This window comes from Ochrobactrum sp. PL_is483, from assembly GCF_055816855.1.
Genome location: NZ_JBVPGS010000029.1, coordinates 170854 through 186961 on the forward strand (window position 1 = coordinate 170854; position 16108 = coordinate 186961).

Here is a 16108-nt window from a genome sequence, read left to right on the forward strand (position 1 = left end):
CTCGAAGCTGCGTATCGTTTAGGCCTCGGGATGATTGAAACCCCTCCCGCGAATTTTATGAACGAGCAAAAGCCTGCTAGCACTTGGAGCGGTTCCTATTTTCACTGAGTCACCGGAACCGCTCCAACTATTTGTTTTGTCGCATTTTCAAAGCAAAACCGTTTCTCACTTTTGCTGGAAATGCCCTTAGAATGAAGCGGCCGTCGCATTTCGCGATGCCGGCAAGATTGGACGATATAATGCGTTTCCTGCCTGACAAATTCACCAGCATGCTGATCGTGACCATTCTGCTCGCGTCGGTGCTGCCCGTGCGCGGTGATTTTGCAGACTGGTTTGCGCTGGCGACGAAATTCGCTGTCGGTCTGCTTTTCTTTCTGCATGGCGCACGGCTCTCCCGCGAGGCCGTGATTGCGGGCATAACCCACTGGAGACTGCATCTGGCGGTGCTTTCGTCGACATTTATCCTGTTTCCGATCCTTGGCCTGGCGGCGGGATGGACCATCCCGGGTTTGTCGCAGTCGGCCTTCTATACAGGTCTCCTCTATCTTTGCGTTCTGCCTTCGACCGTCCAGTCGTCCATCGCCTTCACATCGATAGCGGGAGGCAATGTTTCGGCGGCCATTGTATCCGCCTCGGCCTCGAACATTTTCGGCATGTTTCTCACCCCGTTGCTGGTAGGCCTCTTGTTCGCAGTCAATGGCGGCGGCGGAATATCGGTCGATGCGCTGGAATCCATCCTGCTCCAATTGCTGGCGCCATTCGTGCTCGGCCAGATTTTGCAGCCATGGATTGGCAGTTTCATGCGTCGTCACGGCAAGGCGCTCGGTTTCGTTGATCGCGGCTCGATCCTGATGGTCGTTTATCTGGCTTTTAGCGAGGCGGTCGTGGAAGGCCTTTGGCGCACTGTTTCGTGGGATGACCTCGGCATGATGGTCGGCGTCAATATCGTTCTGCTGGTCGCCGTGCTGCTTGCCACATGGTACGGCAGCAAGTGGCTTGGCTTCAACCGTCCGGACCGCATCACCATCATGTTCTGCGGTTCGAAAAAAAGCCTCGCCAGCGGTGCCCCGATGGCAAGCGCGATTTTCGCCGGTGCGAATGTCGGCAGCATCGTTCTGCCCCTGATGCTCTTTCACCAGATCCAACTTATGGCCTGTGCAGTGATTGCCCGAAAACTCGCTGACCATAAAGGCCATGACGAGCGCGTCACAGCGGCGGCGGAGTAGGGGCTCCAACCGCGCCTTGCGTTATTTTTCGGGAAACAGGAACGTGGTTACGAAGCGAGCTCCCCATTTGGGGCCGTTCGACGGTGCCTCTGCATAATATCGCGCTGATACGCCAATGCTGACCCGTTGTTCGCCAAACTTGAAGACCTTCGATATGCCCGCATTAATCGGTACGGTCCATTGTTCCGAATTCCAGTCATAGGTCATTTCCGACGAGAAATTTAGCGCAGTCGTATCGGGAAACGTATAGGTAAGAAACGGCTGGACAAAGCTCTGGCTAACGGCATCGCGGTCACTGTGCCCGGCATAGGACCATATATGGTTCGCCAATGCACCGTAGGTCCAGCTGCCGTGTTGTTTAAGCACGACACCGGTAGGGCCAGCGCCCCATTTGCCAGTGCCAAGTTCGCTATTGGTAGCAGTTGGCCACAGAAACACCGGGCCGACGCCCCAGGTTATGCCGTCTACAGTCTGGGCAGGCGAAAAGAAGAAGCTTTGCGTTGTGTCGCTCAGTCCGAAACGATCGTCGAAGCCAGCCGCCGGAGCCTGCTGGTAAACGATCGGAACAATCGTGCGAACAATAAGATTCCAATCCTCGTTCAGTGAAAATGGCACGACTGGCTGAAGGTTGAGTGTGTATCGGTAGGCGTCTTTGGGGCCAAAACAACAGTCGTAGTTGCTCTGCAACGGAACACTGATAAGGCTGGAGATGGGATTCGCAAGTTTTTTCGCCAGTTCCTGATCGTCATCGGCATGCGCATGCACAATGCCAGCCACCATTGCCATCAAAAAGAATAATGGTTTCAAAGTTGAACTGTACATTGGTGCCTCATTAGGGGTGAATAATATACTTTTTCAAGCAGCAGAATATCGTCTTTAGGCTACCATCCAGCTTGTATTTTTTCATTGAATACTTTTGTTATTCACAACTATAAGAGTAATATTAGTATAATCTTTTTTAAGGCCTGAATAAAACATGCATCCCTCACGGTGCTTGCGGGAACAAGAGGATCGGCGTAGGAGAACGGGCAGGGGCCCTGCTCCCGTGATGCGGGTTTCTGGTCCTCATATCGAAATATGTTCTAACGAGATTTGCGCGGTTTGCGCTGTCCTTGCACATTTGCAGTGCAAGACGGGAAAGGCAGGTATCAATGGCTGAGGACGATAGCCGGGCTTTTGATCAGGAAGCGCTTGCAGAAGCCTACAACCGGGCGCTCGCACTGGAAAAGGCTGGTGATTTCGATGCCGCTGCCAGAGCATATGAAGATGTGTTGCGCATCGATCCCGAGGATCATGGTGGTGCTGCCGTGCGGCTTGCGAGCATGGGACGCGGCGCTGTGCCGCTAAAGGCGCCGGATGCCTATGTCTCCACGCTTTTCGATCAGCACGCCGAAATGTTCGATACGATCCTTGTCGACCAGCTAGGCTATGACGTTCCGCTGCAGCTGCGCGAAATGCTCCTTGAAATGAATGAAGAGTTTTTTGCAGAGCGCATGCTTGATCTCGGCTGCGGCACAGGTCTGTCCGCCGACGCGCTCGATGACATGGCCGGACATAAAACCGGTGTCGACATATCTGAAAACATGATCGAAGTTGCCTACGAGAAAGGCGACTATCAGGCATTGTTCGTCGGCGAAGCCGTGCGTTTTCTCGAAACCACAAGCGAACCGCGTTGGGACCTTATCGTCGCCACCGATGTCCTGCCTTACATGGGCGAACTCGACAAATTCTTCGCGGGTATTGCCGCGCATTTGTCACCGGGCGGACATTTTGGCTTTTCCAGCGAGACGCTGGACGATGCGCGACTTGCCGGGCGTGCATTCATGGTGGGAGACTATCAACGTTTCGCCCATGCCCAATCCTATGTGCGAGCGATGCTCGACAACCACGAAATGGATTGTGTGCGTTGCGAAGATATTGTTGTTCGCAGTGAACAAGGAGCACCAGTTCCGGGACATCTCTATATCGCGCAGCGCCGTTGATATTCATGCTGATGGCAAATGCGTCAGCGAGTGTCGCATTTCCTAACGCAAAACCGTTTCACAGTTTTACTGGAATGCCCCAGTCACCTTCATACAGCACCTATACGTTAGTTCCATAATCTATCTTATGCGACCTTCGTGTGTTGCTCTGACAGGATGGGCTACGCTTGCGCCCTTTACGGTCAAACCGATATGCGTCGCCGTTCCAACTCGTTGATTTCAATCATTTCGAAGAAATGCATCGCGTGGGAAACAGATTCCGTATCACGGTAATCTGTGTTGGCATCTAAGACCAAAGCATGCATGTACTGTCGATCCATATGGGCTATTACCCTGCGGCGCCATTTTTCGAGAGCGGGAACGCAATGGCATTCCGTTTTCGAAATAGCGAGTACCATTTCCGGATCACCTCCCCAGAAAAACGGTCCGGATGGGAAGGAAGGTAGATTTACAGATGTTGGAAGCACGTATTCGAAACACATCGCTTCGGAACAAGATCATTACCGCAGAACAGGCTGCGGGCCTGATTCAAGACGGCATGATAGTCGGCATGAGCGGTTTCACGCGCGCTGGCGACGCCAAGGCCGTTCCGGTCGCTATGGCCGCACGCGCTGCGAAAGATCCGTTCAAGATCACGCTGATTACCGGCGCCTCGCTTGGCCACGATGTCGACAAGCTGCTCACGGAAGCGCATGTTCTCGCGCGGCGCATGCCGTTCCAGGTAGACCGAACCCTGCGTGCCGCCATCAATCGCGGCGAAGTGATGTTCATCGACCAGCATCTTTCCGAAACCGTCGAGCAATTGCGCTCGAACCAGATCGGCCCGATCGATTATGCCGTCGTCGAAGCGCTTGCCATCACCGAGAGTGGCGGGATCATTCCCACCACATCAATCGGCAATTCGGCGAGCTTTGCCATTCTGGCCGACAAGGTCATCGTGGAGGTGAATCTCAATCAGCCTATGGCGCTTGAAGGGCTGCACGACATCTATATTCCTACGAAGCGCCCTTCCCGCGATCCTATCCCGGTCACGGCATGCGACAGCCGCGTCGGCCTGCCCTACATTCCGATCCCACCGGAAAAGATCGCGGGCATAGTCATCACGAAGGAAAATGACAGCGCATCAACCGTGGAACCGGCTGACAGTGAAACGATTGCCATCGCTGGCCATCTCATCGAGTTTCTGATGCAGGAAGTAGCTGCCGGGCGTCTCGACCTGACGCTGAACCCCCTTCAGGCCGGTATAGGCACAATCGCCAATGCGGTATTGAACGGTTTTGCCGACAGCCCGTTCCATAATCTGCGCATGTATAGCGAAGTGCTGCAGGACAGCACTTTTGATCTCTTCGATGCCGGAAAACTGGACTTTGCATCGGGATCGTCCATCACGCTCAGCCCCACCTGCGGAGAGCGTGTTTTCAACAATATCGACCGTTACCGCGACAAACTCATTCTGCGTCCGCAGGAGATCAGCAATCACCCGGAAGTCATCCGCCGCCTCGGCATCATCGGCATCAATACGGCGCTGGAACTCGACATTTATGGCAATGTGAACTCCACGCATGTCGATGGCACCCACATGATGAACGGGATCGGCGGTTCAGGCGACTTTGCCCGCAACGCCTTTATTTCCATTTTCGTGACCAAATCCGAAGCCAAAAATGGTGCGATATCGTCTGTCGTGCCGATGGTGACCCATGTCGATCATACCGAACATGACGTGGATATTCTTGTGACTGAACAAGGCCTTGCCGACCTGCGCGGCCTCGCGCCTCGTGAACGCGCGCGGACAATCATAGATAACTGCGCGCATCCTGACTATCGCGACCAGCTCAACGATTATTTCGACCGGGCGTGCGCACGCGGTGGGCACACCCCTCACCTGATCGAAGAAGCTTTCAGCTGGCATCAGCGCCGTCGCGAAACGGGCAGTATGCGCAGATAGCGATCTGCAAGCTCCAGAGATAAGCAGCGCACTATTTTAAGTTCTTGCTTATAAAGCGGAACCTTCTTTTTCTTGGAACGTTAACCGGCACATTGTTTTTGGATTGGAAACGATGTGCCGGCTGCAAGAGCCCTGCTCTTCCTTCCGGCTTAAACGGGCTCAATCGGGCGGCGCGAAGGAACGGTCGTCTGATGGGCAACGCAACCCCAAGTTCCGGGAAGGATCAGACCGCCCATGTCCATCCTTATCAGCCTGCTGATAACAATTCTCGTTATCTTCCTCGTACTTTATCTGATCAACATGCTGCCTTTGGATGCCAAGGTCAAACAGATCGCTCAAGTTATCGTGATCATTATCGGCATTATTTCACTTCTGAAATATCTGGCGGTCTTCTGATTAAAAGCCTTCAGCAGCTACGATCCCGGAGTTTCCGGCCCCGCGCTACTCCGGGATTTTCCGAAATGCCTTGCTAAAGGCGCTACATATTTATATTAGCTACTGATGATTTATGTCTTGTCGCGATCGTTCTTTTAAACATAGTTGTGCTTATTTACATTTCTTCGTAATATATAAACATCATGCTACCTATGATTGTGTCATTAATGGCACTCATCAACAAAAAATTGTAGGGGCGCATGGTGATACCTTTCCCCTCTCAGGCGTTCCTTTTATAAGGCCCGCAAAATAAAGCCCATTCATGATGGGTTCAGGCGGGGTCGTTAATCATCCTCACTCAGGGTTGGGAGTTCGAGGGAATGAAGAAGTCTGCTCTTTTGAAAGCAGCACTGATAACGCTGTCTGTCGTTGCGTTTTCGCTGGCGGCGACATCGATAGTGGCCTTTTCTGCTGGTGCCACTCCCGGCCTCGTTGCGCTCGGCCTCAGCGCGGGCATTCCTGCGGCAACGGCCTTCCCTTCCCTCGCCTATATTTTCCACCAGCACGGCAAGCTGAAAGATGCCTATCTTCAGTTGGAAAAGGCCCATGTTGAACTACAGGCGCGGTCGCGGATCGACCATATGACTGGCCTTCTCAACCGCGAAGCGCTGTTTGAGGCCATGAAGATCAGCCGTTCCCGCATCGAAACGGGTACTCTGCTCGTTATCGATGCCGACCACTTCAAGGCGATCAACGATACGTTCGGCCACGGCGTTGGCGACCGTGCCCTAAAGCTGATCGCTTTCGCGCTTCAAAACGTGACGAGAAAAGGTGATCTCGTGGGGCGTATCGGTGGAGAAGAGTTTTGTGTGTTTCTACCGGGCGCGAGCGGCGAAACCGGCATGCGCGTGGCGCAGCGCATACGCGCAGAAGTAGAAAATACCCCGTTTCACACGACCGAGTATCAGGTCTATCCGCTGACGATCAGTATCGGTGTCGCCTCTGCACCGAAGAACGAGACGAACTCGCAGGTGCTAAGCCGCGCTGACCGCTGCCTGTATATGGCCAAGCAACGCGGGCGCAATTGTGTGGTCTTCGATGAGGAAAGCGGGCGTCTGGCCAGCGCGTCTGTCGTTTCCATCGCGAGCGCTCGTGAAGTGGCGCGCGGATAGCGCCGCACCTCATTTCCAGGGTTCGATTTCCTCTTCGGACCATCCAACCGGCACAAACCCCATTTTCTGGTAAAGCTGCAATGCGCGCGGGCTGTCGAGCGTATTGGTGTGGATCATCACCTTTTCCGGCCCATGCGCCCAAGCGGCTGAAATAGCCTCGCTCAAAAAGAACTTGCCCAGTCCCCGCCCCTGAAAATCATCAACGAGACCGAAATACAGGATTTCCGCAGTAGCGGGTAACGCCGACAGGTCCAGTTCGACAAATCCGGCCGGGCACCCTTCCGCGTAGAGGACGTGAATTTCGGTCGTGTCCGCATGGATAGCGGCCGCAACCTCCGCGTCGGTCTGGACACGACGCATCATCCAGTGATGCTTTCGTCCCACCCGTTCATAGAGATAGCGGTAATAATGCACTGGCATATTGCCCGCGCGCATGATTGCCAGCCGGATACCGGAAGGTACGGGCACCGGGACAGTCTGACGGGCAGACATTTCCAGATGGGTGATGCGGGCAACCAGTTTTTCCGACATGCTTATTCGGCTTCACCTGTCACGACAGGAGTGTCCTGCCTGCTGCCCCATTCACTCCAAGAGCCATCGTAAAGACGGTTATCCGTATGACCGAGCGATGTGAGGGCCAGCGTAATGACCGCAGCCGTCACGCCCGATCCACAGCTCGTAACAACCGGCCTGGAAAGATCGATCCCCGCCTCATCGAAAATTTTGCGCAGGCTGTCCAGGTCCTTCAACTCACCGTTTTCCGACAGAGTACCGACGGGAACGTTGCGTGCGCCAGGCATATGACCGGATCGCATGCCAGCGCGCGGTTCCGCATCGCGGCCTGTGAAGCGCCCGGCGGCACGTGCATCGGCGATCTGCGAGCCGCGTTCGTCCACAATCGTCCGCATCTGCGCAAAATCGACCACTGCGGCCTCGTTGAAGGACGGCGTGAACAAGGTGGGTGCAATCTTCGTAACTTCATCGGTTACTGGATAACCAGCCTTCTTCCAGCCATCGAAGCCACCGTCGAGAACATAGACATTCTTCACGCCCATGACACGAAACATCCACCAGACGCGTGGCGCGGAAAACATACCCGGCCCATCGTAGACCACGACTGTTTCATCGGCCGTGATGCCCATCGCGCCGACATGCTGGGCGAAAAGCTCTGGCGATGGCAGCGTGTGCGGCAAACCGGATTCCTTGTCGGCGATCTTATCCTGATCGAAGAAAACCGCGCCCGGAATATGAGCAGCGTTGTATTCGCCCTCGCCATTGCGCCCAGCCGCGGGAAGATACCAGGATGCATCGACAATCGCGATGCCCGGCTTATCGAGCCGTTCTTTCAACCAGTCGCGTGAAACGACGAAAGCGCTCTTCTCAGCCATGACAATCACTCCCATATGGTTCAAGATTCCGGCAAAGCGCCGAAACGAATGCGGAAACGGCGGTTTTCCTTGCCCTTCTTTTCGATCTTGCCGATGTGGATTTCACCCACTTCCTGCGTCTCGGAAACGTGCGTGCCGCCGCAAGGTTGCGAATCCACTGCGCCGTTTTCACCGATGAGAACAAGGCGTATACGACCAAGGCCCACCGGCGGGCGCACATTCTTTGATTTCACGATATCCGGATTTGCAAGGAACTCTTCATCGCTGATCCAGCGAATGGCAACCGCGTCATTGGCGTTCACCCGCTCCATGAGCTTTTCGGTCACGAATTCCTTGGTGTAGGTCGGATCGGGAAGATCGAAATCAACGCGGCTTTCATCCTCACCGACAGCAGCGCCGGTAATCGGGAACGGGCAGACGACGGACAGCAGGTGACAGGCCGTATGCATGCGCATCAGCTTGTAGCGGCGCGGCCAGTCGACATGCAGGACCAGTTTTTCACCGACTGCAGGCGAAGCCTGCCCTTCTGCCGGAACGTGAATGATTTCGTTTTTGTTTTCGCCGGTAACGGTGGTCGCAATCTCGATGCGAGAGCCGTCAGCGCGTTCGAAAAAGCCTATATCCCCCGGCTGGCCGCCGGAGGTGGCATAGAAATTGGTTTGGTCGAGAATAATCCCGCCGCTTTCGGTAATGGCGAGCACCGTGCTCTCCGCCGTTGAAAGATAGGAATCTTCGCGGAAAAGCGCTTCGGTCTCGTATGCCATGATTATCCCTCGAACGGTATGTCTATCTCGGTTTTCTTCTCCAGCCATCCGGGCACAGGCAGGTTCTTGCCGCGCAGGAAAGCAGGATTGAACAGCTTGGACTGATAGCGATTACCATAGTCGCAAAGCACCGTTACAATTGTGTGGCCCGGCCCGAGATCTTTTGCAAGCCGGATTGCGCCTGCAATGTTGATGCCCGACGATCCGCCGAGGCAAAGCCCTTCATTTTCCACGAGATCGAATACGATATCGAGCGCCTCCGCATCGGAAAGGCGATAGGAAAAATCGGGGGTGAACCCCTCAAGATTGGCGGTGATACGCCCCTGCCCTATGCCTTCGGTAATCGAGTCGCCCTCGGCTTTCAGTTCGCCTGTCGTGTAGAAGGAATGGAGTGCGGCTCCATACGGATCGGCAAGTGCGATCTTGATATCGGCATTACGATCCTTCAGGCCGAATGCCGTGCCGACAAGCGTTCCCCCCGACCCAACCGCTGCGACAAAACCATCGACCTTTCCACTGGTATCGCGCCAGATTTCCTGTGCGGTGGTTTCGACATGGGCTTGCCGATTGATCGGATTATCGAACTGGTTGGCCCACACGGCACCATTCGGCTCGCTTTTGGCGAGTTGCTCGGCCAGCCGTCCGGAAAGGCGCACATAATTGTTCGGGTTGCGATAGGGCGCGGCCGGAACTTCGATCAGTTCGGCGCCAAGCAGACGCAAGGCGTCCTTCTTTTCCTGGCTCTGCGTTTCGGGAATAACGATGACGGTGCGATAGCCAAGCGCTTTCGCGACCATGGTGAGGCCAATGCCGGTATTGCCAGCCGTACCTTCAACGATGACGCCGCCGGGTTTCAGGAGGCCGCGCCTTTCCGCATCGCGAATAATGTAGAGCGCGGCTCGGTCCTTCACAGACTGACCGGGGTTGAGAAACTCGGCCTTGCCGTAAATGGCGCAGCCGGTCAGTTCGGAAGCCTTTTTCAAGTGGATCAATGGCGTATTGCCGATAGCGTCGAGCACCGATTGGAACATGGCATCCGTCCTTCCTGTTTCGCAGAGGAAACTATGAGGAACAGCCCTGCCCTTCAAGCAAGCAGGGAATATTTTTCCCCGCCAATACGCAAAGCAAAACCCGTTTCCGGATCAAAAATAGAAAAGCCGCCCGAAATGGGCGGCTTTTCGGAAAAATGTTTGAGAACCGGAGTTATGCCGCGCGCTGACCGCCATTGCCATTGCCGTTGGCATTGCGGCGCTTGCGGCGGAACGGACGCTTTGCTTTCGGAGCGGCTTCGCCAGTTGCATGACCACCTGCACGATGATCGGCTGCCTTTGGGGCTGCGCGGCGCGGCTTCGGCGGTGTCGCACCTTTGCGATGGGTCTTCTGCGGGCGTTCGCCTGGAGCTGCCGCGCGGGGTGCCGGAGCCGGTGCGAGTTCCACCGGGGCATCCTTGATCGGAAGCTTGCTGCGCGTCACACGCTCAACCGCCCTCAGCTTGGATTCTTCCGCCGCTGGATCATAGAGCGTGATCGAAGCACCGCTGGCTCCATTGCGGCCAGTACGACCGATGCGATGAACGTAGGTTTCCGGCTCGTCCGGCAGATCGTAGTTCACGACATGGCTGATACCCGGCACGTCGATACCGCGTGCAGCAATATCTGTTGCGATCAAAATCCGCAGCGATCCATCACGAAAACCATTCAGCGCACGCTGACGGGCATTCTGCGACTTGTTGCCGTGGATGGCGGCGACTTCATATCCATCGCGCTCCAGATGGCGGACAACCGCATCGGCGCCATGCTTCGTGCGCGTAAAAACGATGACCGAACGCATGGCCTTGTCGCCCAGTAGCGCAGAAAGAAGACGACGCTTCTCCTTGGTATGCACGGGGTGCACGACCTGCGTGATTTCAGCAGCCGTCGTTCCCTGCGGGGCAACTTCAACGCGGACGGGATCGCGCAGCAGGCTCCCGGCCAGTGATGCGATTTCCTTCGGCATGGTGGCCGAAAACAGTGCTGTCTGACGATCGGCATGCGTTGCCTTCGCAATGCGTTTCACATCGTTGATGAAGCCCATGTCCAGCATGCGGTCGGCTTCATCGAGGACGAGCCAGCGCGTCTGCGAAAGGTCTACCAGACCGTCACGCATCAGATCGGTGAGACGACCCGGCGTAGCGATCAGAACGTCGATGCCCGGTGCAATACGCTTGATCTGCGAAAGCTTGGAAACGCCGCCAAGAACAAGCGCCGTCGAGATATGCGCGTGTTTGGAAACATTGCGGATCGTCTGCTCGATTTGCACTGCGAGTTCACGCGTTGGGGCCAGGATCAGCGCGCGCGCGGTCTTCGGGCGGCGCTTGTCGCCGAGGCCGATGATCTTTTGCAGGATAGGCAGGCTGAAAGCCGCCGTCTTGCCGGAGCCCGTCTGGGCGATACCGAGAATATCGCGGCCTTCAAGCTGGTGCGGGATCGCCTGCAACTGGATCGGCTTCGGTTCGGTCATGCCAGCGGCTTCGACGCCCTTGAGCAAAATGCCGGTAACGCCAAGAGCGGCAAAACCGCCCGTAATTTCTTTTGTCAATTCAATCTCTCTCAGTGGCACCATGCTGTCATGGTCCACATCCAATGCCGGTCAAGCGCAACTTGCCGAACTCTATCTGTTCAATGATAACGACGGGACGCCGGAACTTTTAATCTCCTGGCGACTTGCGCTGCCGTGCCCGAACATTTCTCGGGTCTCCCCGCCTTCGGACCATTCCGAAAAACAGAGGCGAGACGCAACAAGTCCAATGCCGGGAAAGCCGACGAACACGTCGGCCCATGCGCCTGACGCGGCATATGGGGTGTTTTCGTCGAAAAAGCAACTGATTTTGCTTAAGCCACCAAAATCAGATGATGAAGTCAGCAAGCACCTGATTGTCCGTAATGTCCTGATAGGCCCAACCCGCTTCGGCGAACTTCTTTTCCAGAAGCTTGAAGTTCGACGCATTCTTCGTTTCGATACCGATCAGTACCGAGCCGAAATTGCGCGCCGATTTCTTCAGATATTCGAAACGCGCAATATCATCCTCGGGTCCCAGAAGATCGAGGAACGAACGAAGCGCGCCAGGCCTCTGCGGAAAGCGGAAGATGAAATATTTCTTCAGTCCTTCGAAACGAAGCGCACGCTCGCGCACATCCGGCAGGCGCTCGAAATCGAAATTGCCGCCCGAAACAACAATGACGATCCGCTTGCCCTTTATATCGCCCTTCTTGAAATCCTTGAGCGCATCGATGCCGAGTGCGCCGGCGGGTTCAAGCACCACGCCCTCGATATTGAGCATCTCGATGATGGTCGCACAAAGCCGGTTTTCCGGAACTGCTATGACAGTTTTCGGATCAAACCCTTTGAGCAGCTTGAAGTTTTCCTTGCCGATCTCTGCAACAGCCGCACCATCGACGAACGTATCGACCTGATTGAGCTTGATACGCTTGCCTGCTTCAAGGCTTCCTTTCAGGCTCGCCGCGCCCTCTGGCTCGATAAAGCGGAAACTCGTCTTCCAGCCGAGATCAGAAACATAGTGCGTGACGCCGCCGGAAAGTCCCCCGCCCCCGACAGGCAACAGGATAAAATCAGGCTTCCTGTCGTCAGGCAATTGCCGTTCGATTTCCAGCGCTACCGTTGCCTGTCCTTCGACTATACCGGGATGATCGAAAGGCGGCACCATCACGCCCTTATGGCTTGCGGCAAACTCCTGCGAGGCGGCATAGCAAACGTCAAAAATATCGCCCACCAGCCTGATTTCGATAAACTCGCCGCCAAAAGCGCGCGTTTTGTCAATTTTCTGCTGTGGCGTCGTCACCGGCATGAAAACCACGCCCTTGCGACCGAAATGACGGCAGACGAATGCAAAGCCCTGTGCATGATTGCCTGCGGAAGCGCATACAAACACCGCATTCTTGTCGGTCGTTTCGACGGCCTTGGAAATGAAATTGAAGGCGCCGCGAATCTTGTAGGAGCGGACGGGCGTCAGGTCTTCGCGCTTGAGCCAAATCTCCGCGCCGTATTTCCGCGACAAATAGTCGTTGAGCTGCAGCGGCGTTTCGGGAAACAGCGCACGCATTGCCTTTTCGGCCTCGGATACGGATTTGACAAAGGCGGTCATTATTCGACTTTCTGCATTTCCAACTGGATTTTGACCACCGCTACATGGCTTTGACAACGCAGACAAGGTTGAAGGGCGTCAGGTTGCTAAATCAACGAATTGGAGTGCGCATATATTCAGCAATGCTAACTGTTGATGTTAGCAGGCTTTGCGGCTTGAATTCGTGATGCAAATCATGACATAGACAAAGGCAATTGCTGCGGTCGTGGCGAAATTGGTATACGCAACGGACTTAAAATCCGTCGCCTTTTAGGCTTGCGGGTTCAAGTCCCGCCGACCGCACCACAGCTTCCCAGAAGCTCTTTTGTTTCAGATAGTTGTTGAATTACAAGGACTTGTCGTTGCCCTATCGCTACAAAGGGCGCTACAGATGCAAGTCATTATGGCAGGACTGACACGAGCTAAAAACGGGGACTGGCTTTCCCGGAAAATGATTCCAGCAGATATTCGAGATGCGTATCAGCGAGCTTACGGCCTTCGCCAAGAGGAACGTTTTCGAGCATCCACAGAGAAGACTTCGAGCGAAGTCAAACTTGCTCATCTGGAATGGTTGGCGACTATCGAAGGTCGCATCTCACTTCTACGGTCGGCACAATCTGGCCTGACGACCGCGCTCAGCAATCGACAGATGCGCGAACTCGCTGGCCGCTGGTATGATTGGTTCATCGGTCAGAACGGCGAGAATACCCCACCCGTCTCCGATTTGGATTTCGCCTACGACCAATACCAAGACGCGCTGGAGGCCGCTGGCGACTCCTTTCAGGACGCTCACGATGATCATGTGAGAACAGCCGTCCACGCCGCTAAGGTTCGGGCAGTCATTATCGAAATTGGTCGGCTTCCTACGTTTCTGGCGGACGAAGGTATTTCCCTCACTACAGAGGCGCATAGTGCATTTATCGACGCACTAGAACCCGACTTCGCAGCGGCCCTTGCACTTCTTCGCAGGCGAGCCTTAGGCGATTACAGTCCGGATTCTTACCGGGAACGGTTTCCGCAAACGGAAAGCGCTTTCGCTAGGCATACAGGGAGACCACCTAGGCTTGCCGGGATGAGCGTTTGGGAAGCATTCGAGGGATGGCATAATGAACGCAAGCCCGCGCCTTCGACCGTCAACCGCTGGCGTGGTGTATTCCTAGACTTGGACTCTTTCCACAAAGGTAAAGACGTAGCCCTGCTGACGGATGCCGATGCGGTTAGGTGGAAAGACAAGCTCATGGCATCGGGGAAGCTTAGCGGTCGCACTGCCAATGAGGTTTATATCACCGCTGCAAACCGGATATTCGGCTGGGTCAAGTCGCAGAAAAAGATAGCCGCCAATCCGTTTGATGGCGTTAAGGTTTCTGCCAAAAAGGTGAAGCATACGAAGACTGAGTTTCAGTCAGACGATGCAATCACCATTCTAAAAGCCAGCCTCAAACCTCAGGCCCGCCATATGAAGCCCCATCGCCGCTCAGCAATCCGGTGGGTTCCGTGGATTTGTGCGTATACCGGAGCAAGGCCCGGAGAAATCACTCAGGTTCGCAAGCAGGACATTGAACAGCACAAAGACGGCTTCTGGACGCTCCGCATCGTGCCGGAAGCTGGAACCGTGAAAGGCGGAGAACCGCGCCATGTCCCGCTGCACGACGATTTGGTCAGTCAAGGTTTCATTGACTTCGTGAAGAAGGCGAAGGAAGGACCACTTTTTTATGACCCGAATGGCGAACGGAAAACCAAGAAAATTGATGCCCTCAACCCTCCTCGCCCTCAGTATGTGATTGCGCGACAGAAGCTTGGCGACTGGGTTCGAAAGCTTGGCATTGATGACAAGCGCGTCAGTCCCAATCATAGCTGGCGACATACTTTCAAGCGCAGAGCGGCACGAGCAGGCATAGAGCAACGCATCCGGGATGGCATGTGCGGACATACCGCTGACCATGTAGGTGCCATTTACGAGCTTCCAACGATTGAGGATTTAGCAAGTGCTATCAAATCGTTCCCTGCATATTCTCTGAAACAAGACGAAGAAAACTAGGGGAGCCTCGCGGCAGGCTCATGTCCTTCATGCTGGCTTCCAACCGGCATGTCTTCGGATTCTCATGCGTCTGCTTGGTGGCTTCTCACCATGTCCATCACTCAAATGCAGGATATGTATAAGATGAACGCTCTTATCTCTTCGCTTTCCCAGTCTGCTTATAATCTCGTTTTGGATGCCCGTGACAGTCTCAGCGGAGTTTTCAGCCTCCAGCACCGCGGCTTCTGGTTCCGCCTGCCGTTGACCAAGCTCAGCCTTTGGGTTGAATGGCGGGAATGCTCGGTGGGCTATGGCTGGCAGAGGCAGGACACGAAGGACATTGAGTTCTTCGCGGGCCGCTTGCAGGGTGTGTTGTCGGTTGAACGTGGCTGAGGAGGTCCGTTTATGCTCCTCGCCATCCTCGCGGGCATCGCCGCTTATTTCACCACGCTTCTCATATTGTTGGCCGTATTCATTCCGCTTCGGGAGAACGTACGGGCATTCGCGATTGCACGAGTGCCGCCATATAGCATTGTGTTTCAAGTGGTCGGCTTTGGCTGTGGCGTTGTTCGCGGCATATCAAGCGTTCAACGCTGTACGGTGAAGGTCGCCGAGCATTACCCCCACCATAAGGCTATGCGTCGAGCAAACGTCTTCGTGGAGAATTACCCCTCACCATAGATGGCTCGCACTGCGCCGAGCCTCCCATCGACAATAACTAGGTCACCTCCGGGTGGCCTTTTCTCATTTTAAGGACACCCAAATGGCAAAGAACAATCCGAACGTAAGGATTGCCTATGATTTCTTCTCGCGCCGTGGCTACTCCACAGCGCAGACAGCAGGCATCCTAGGCAACCTCCTCGGAGAGAGCGAGTTGAACCCGAACATTCGTGGGGACGGAGGGAAAGCCTACCGCACTCCAACGCCGCCCAGGGATGGCATGATGCGCAAGTCGAAGTTCGCATTCGAAGCGGATGCCGATGGCTATCGCTGCCCTGAGGGCCAATTGCTCCCCTATGCCACGACCGACCGCAACGGTTACAAGCATTATGTATCTGATCCGGCCATCTGCCGGACCTGCCCGCTGCTCGCATCCTGCACGTCCAACGCCAAGGCCAT

15 protein-coding genes, 1 tRNA gene and 1 pseudogene are annotated in these 16108 nt (G+C 55.1%); 10 read left to right on the forward strand and 7 right to left on the reverse strand.

Annotated elements, in window-relative coordinates; translation table 11 throughout:
* The first annotated feature begins 239 nt into the window (after positions 1 to 239).
* Positions 240 to 1226 (forward strand): bile acid:sodium symporter family protein, encoded by a 987-nt coding sequence (locus AC0TNJ_RS06330; protein WP_473769140.1) that lies wholly within the window; start codon positions 240 to 242, stop codon positions 1224 to 1226.
* Positions 1227 to 1247: 21 nt separating this feature from the next.
* On the opposite strand, the gene AC0TNJ_RS06335 is transcribed toward AC0TNJ_RS06330, so the two are convergent.
* Positions 1248 to 2048: a transporter family protein gene (locus AC0TNJ_RS06335; RefSeq protein WP_473770597.1), complete on the reverse strand. Its 801-nt coding sequence runs from the start codon at positions 2046 to 2048 to the stop codon at positions 1248 to 1250.
* A gap of 329 nt (positions 2049 to 2377) precedes the next feature.
* Here AC0TNJ_RS06335 and AC0TNJ_RS06340 point away from each other — a divergent pair, with 329 nt between their 5' ends.
* From AC0TNJ_RS06340 to AC0TNJ_RS06355, 4 genes are all read left to right on the forward strand, one after another.
* Positions 2378 to 3208, forward strand: coding sequence for a methyltransferase (locus AC0TNJ_RS06340; protein ID WP_473770598.1), 831 nt, complete (start codon positions 2378 to 2380; stop codon positions 3206 to 3208).
* Between the two features lie 454 nt (positions 3209 to 3662).
* Positions 3663 to 5153 carry an acetyl-CoA hydrolase/transferase family protein gene (locus tag AC0TNJ_RS06345; RefSeq protein WP_473770599.1) on the forward strand — a complete coding sequence of 497 codons (1491 nt, stop codon included), beginning with the start codon at positions 3663 to 3665 and terminating at the stop codon, positions 5151 to 5153.
* A 234-nt stretch (positions 5154 to 5387) separates the two neighbouring features.
* A complete protein-coding gene (locus AC0TNJ_RS06350; protein ID WP_010660091.1) occupies positions 5388 to 5549 on the forward strand; it encodes a Thivi_2564 family membrane protein in 162 nt (53 codons plus the stop codon).
* A 359-nt stretch (positions 5550 to 5908) separates the two neighbouring features.
* Positions 5909 to 6700: a GGDEF domain-containing protein gene (locus AC0TNJ_RS06355; protein ID WP_122001725.1), complete on the forward strand. Its 792-nt coding sequence runs from the start codon at positions 5909 to 5911 to the stop codon at positions 6698 to 6700.
* 9 nt (positions 6701 to 6709) lie between these two features.
* Here the strand turns inward: AC0TNJ_RS06355 and AC0TNJ_RS06360 are convergent, their stop codons facing one another.
* From AC0TNJ_RS06360 to ilvA, 6 genes are all read right to left on the reverse strand, one after another.
* Positions 6710 to 7231, reverse strand: a complete 522-nt coding sequence (locus AC0TNJ_RS06360) for a GNAT family N-acetyltransferase (protein WP_122001724.1) — start codon at positions 7229 to 7231, stop codon at positions 6710 to 6712.
* A gap of 2 nt (positions 7232 to 7233) precedes the next feature.
* Positions 7234 to 8088, reverse strand: coding sequence for a 3-mercaptopyruvate sulfurtransferase (gene sseA, locus AC0TNJ_RS06365; RefSeq protein WP_473770600.1), 855 nt, complete (start codon positions 8086 to 8088; stop codon positions 7234 to 7236).
* 20 nt (positions 8089 to 8108) lie between these two features.
* Positions 8109 to 8852 carry an alanyl-tRNA editing protein gene (locus AC0TNJ_RS06370; protein WP_473770601.1) on the reverse strand — a complete coding sequence of 248 codons (744 nt, stop codon included), beginning with the start codon at positions 8850 to 8852 and terminating at the stop codon, positions 8109 to 8111.
* A 2-nt stretch (positions 8853 to 8854) separates the two neighbouring features.
* Positions 8855 to 9883: a cysteine synthase A gene (locus tag AC0TNJ_RS06375; protein WP_473770602.1), complete on the reverse strand. Its 1029-nt coding sequence runs from the start codon at positions 9881 to 9883 to the stop codon at positions 8855 to 8857.
* 172 nt (positions 9884 to 10055) lie between these two features.
* Positions 10056 to 11453 (reverse strand): DEAD/DEAH box helicase, encoded by a 1398-nt coding sequence (locus AC0TNJ_RS06380; RefSeq protein ID WP_473770603.1) that lies wholly within the window; start codon positions 11451 to 11453, stop codon positions 10056 to 10058.
* Positions 11454 to 11736: 283 nt separating this feature from the next.
* Complete coding sequence (ilvA, locus tag AC0TNJ_RS06385) at positions 11737 to 12996, reverse strand: threonine ammonia-lyase IlvA (protein WP_473770613.1); 1260 nt, start codon at positions 12994 to 12996, stop codon at positions 11737 to 11739.
* Between the two features lie 196 nt (positions 12997 to 13192).
* Between ilvA and AC0TNJ_RS06390 the strand changes: the two genes are divergently transcribed.
* The 5 genes and pseudogenes from AC0TNJ_RS06390 to AC0TNJ_RS06410 form a co-directional block, all read left to right on the forward strand.
* Positions 13193 to 13278, forward strand: a tRNA-Leu gene (locus tag AC0TNJ_RS06390).
* A 97-nt stretch (positions 13279 to 13375) separates the two neighbouring features.
* Positions 13376 to 15010, forward strand: a complete 1635-nt coding sequence (locus AC0TNJ_RS06395) for a site-specific integrase (RefSeq protein WP_473770604.1) — start codon at positions 13376 to 13378, stop codon at positions 15008 to 15010.
* 123 nt (positions 15011 to 15133) lie between these two features.
* The gene (locus AC0TNJ_RS06400) at positions 15134 to 15382 is read left to right on the forward strand and encodes a hypothetical protein (protein WP_473770605.1); all 249 of its coding nucleotides are present in this window, start codon (positions 15134 to 15136) and stop codon (positions 15380 to 15382) included.
* 12 nt (positions 15383 to 15394) lie between these two features.
* The gene (locus tag AC0TNJ_RS06405; RefSeq protein ID WP_473770606.1) at positions 15395 to 15670 is read left to right on the forward strand and encodes a hypothetical protein; all 276 of its coding nucleotides are present in this window, start codon (positions 15395 to 15397) and stop codon (positions 15668 to 15670) included.
* 154 nt (positions 15671 to 15824) lie between these two features.
* A pseudogene (locus AC0TNJ_RS06410) lies at positions 15825 to 16108 on the forward strand (IS5/IS1182 family transposase); the annotation flags it as partial.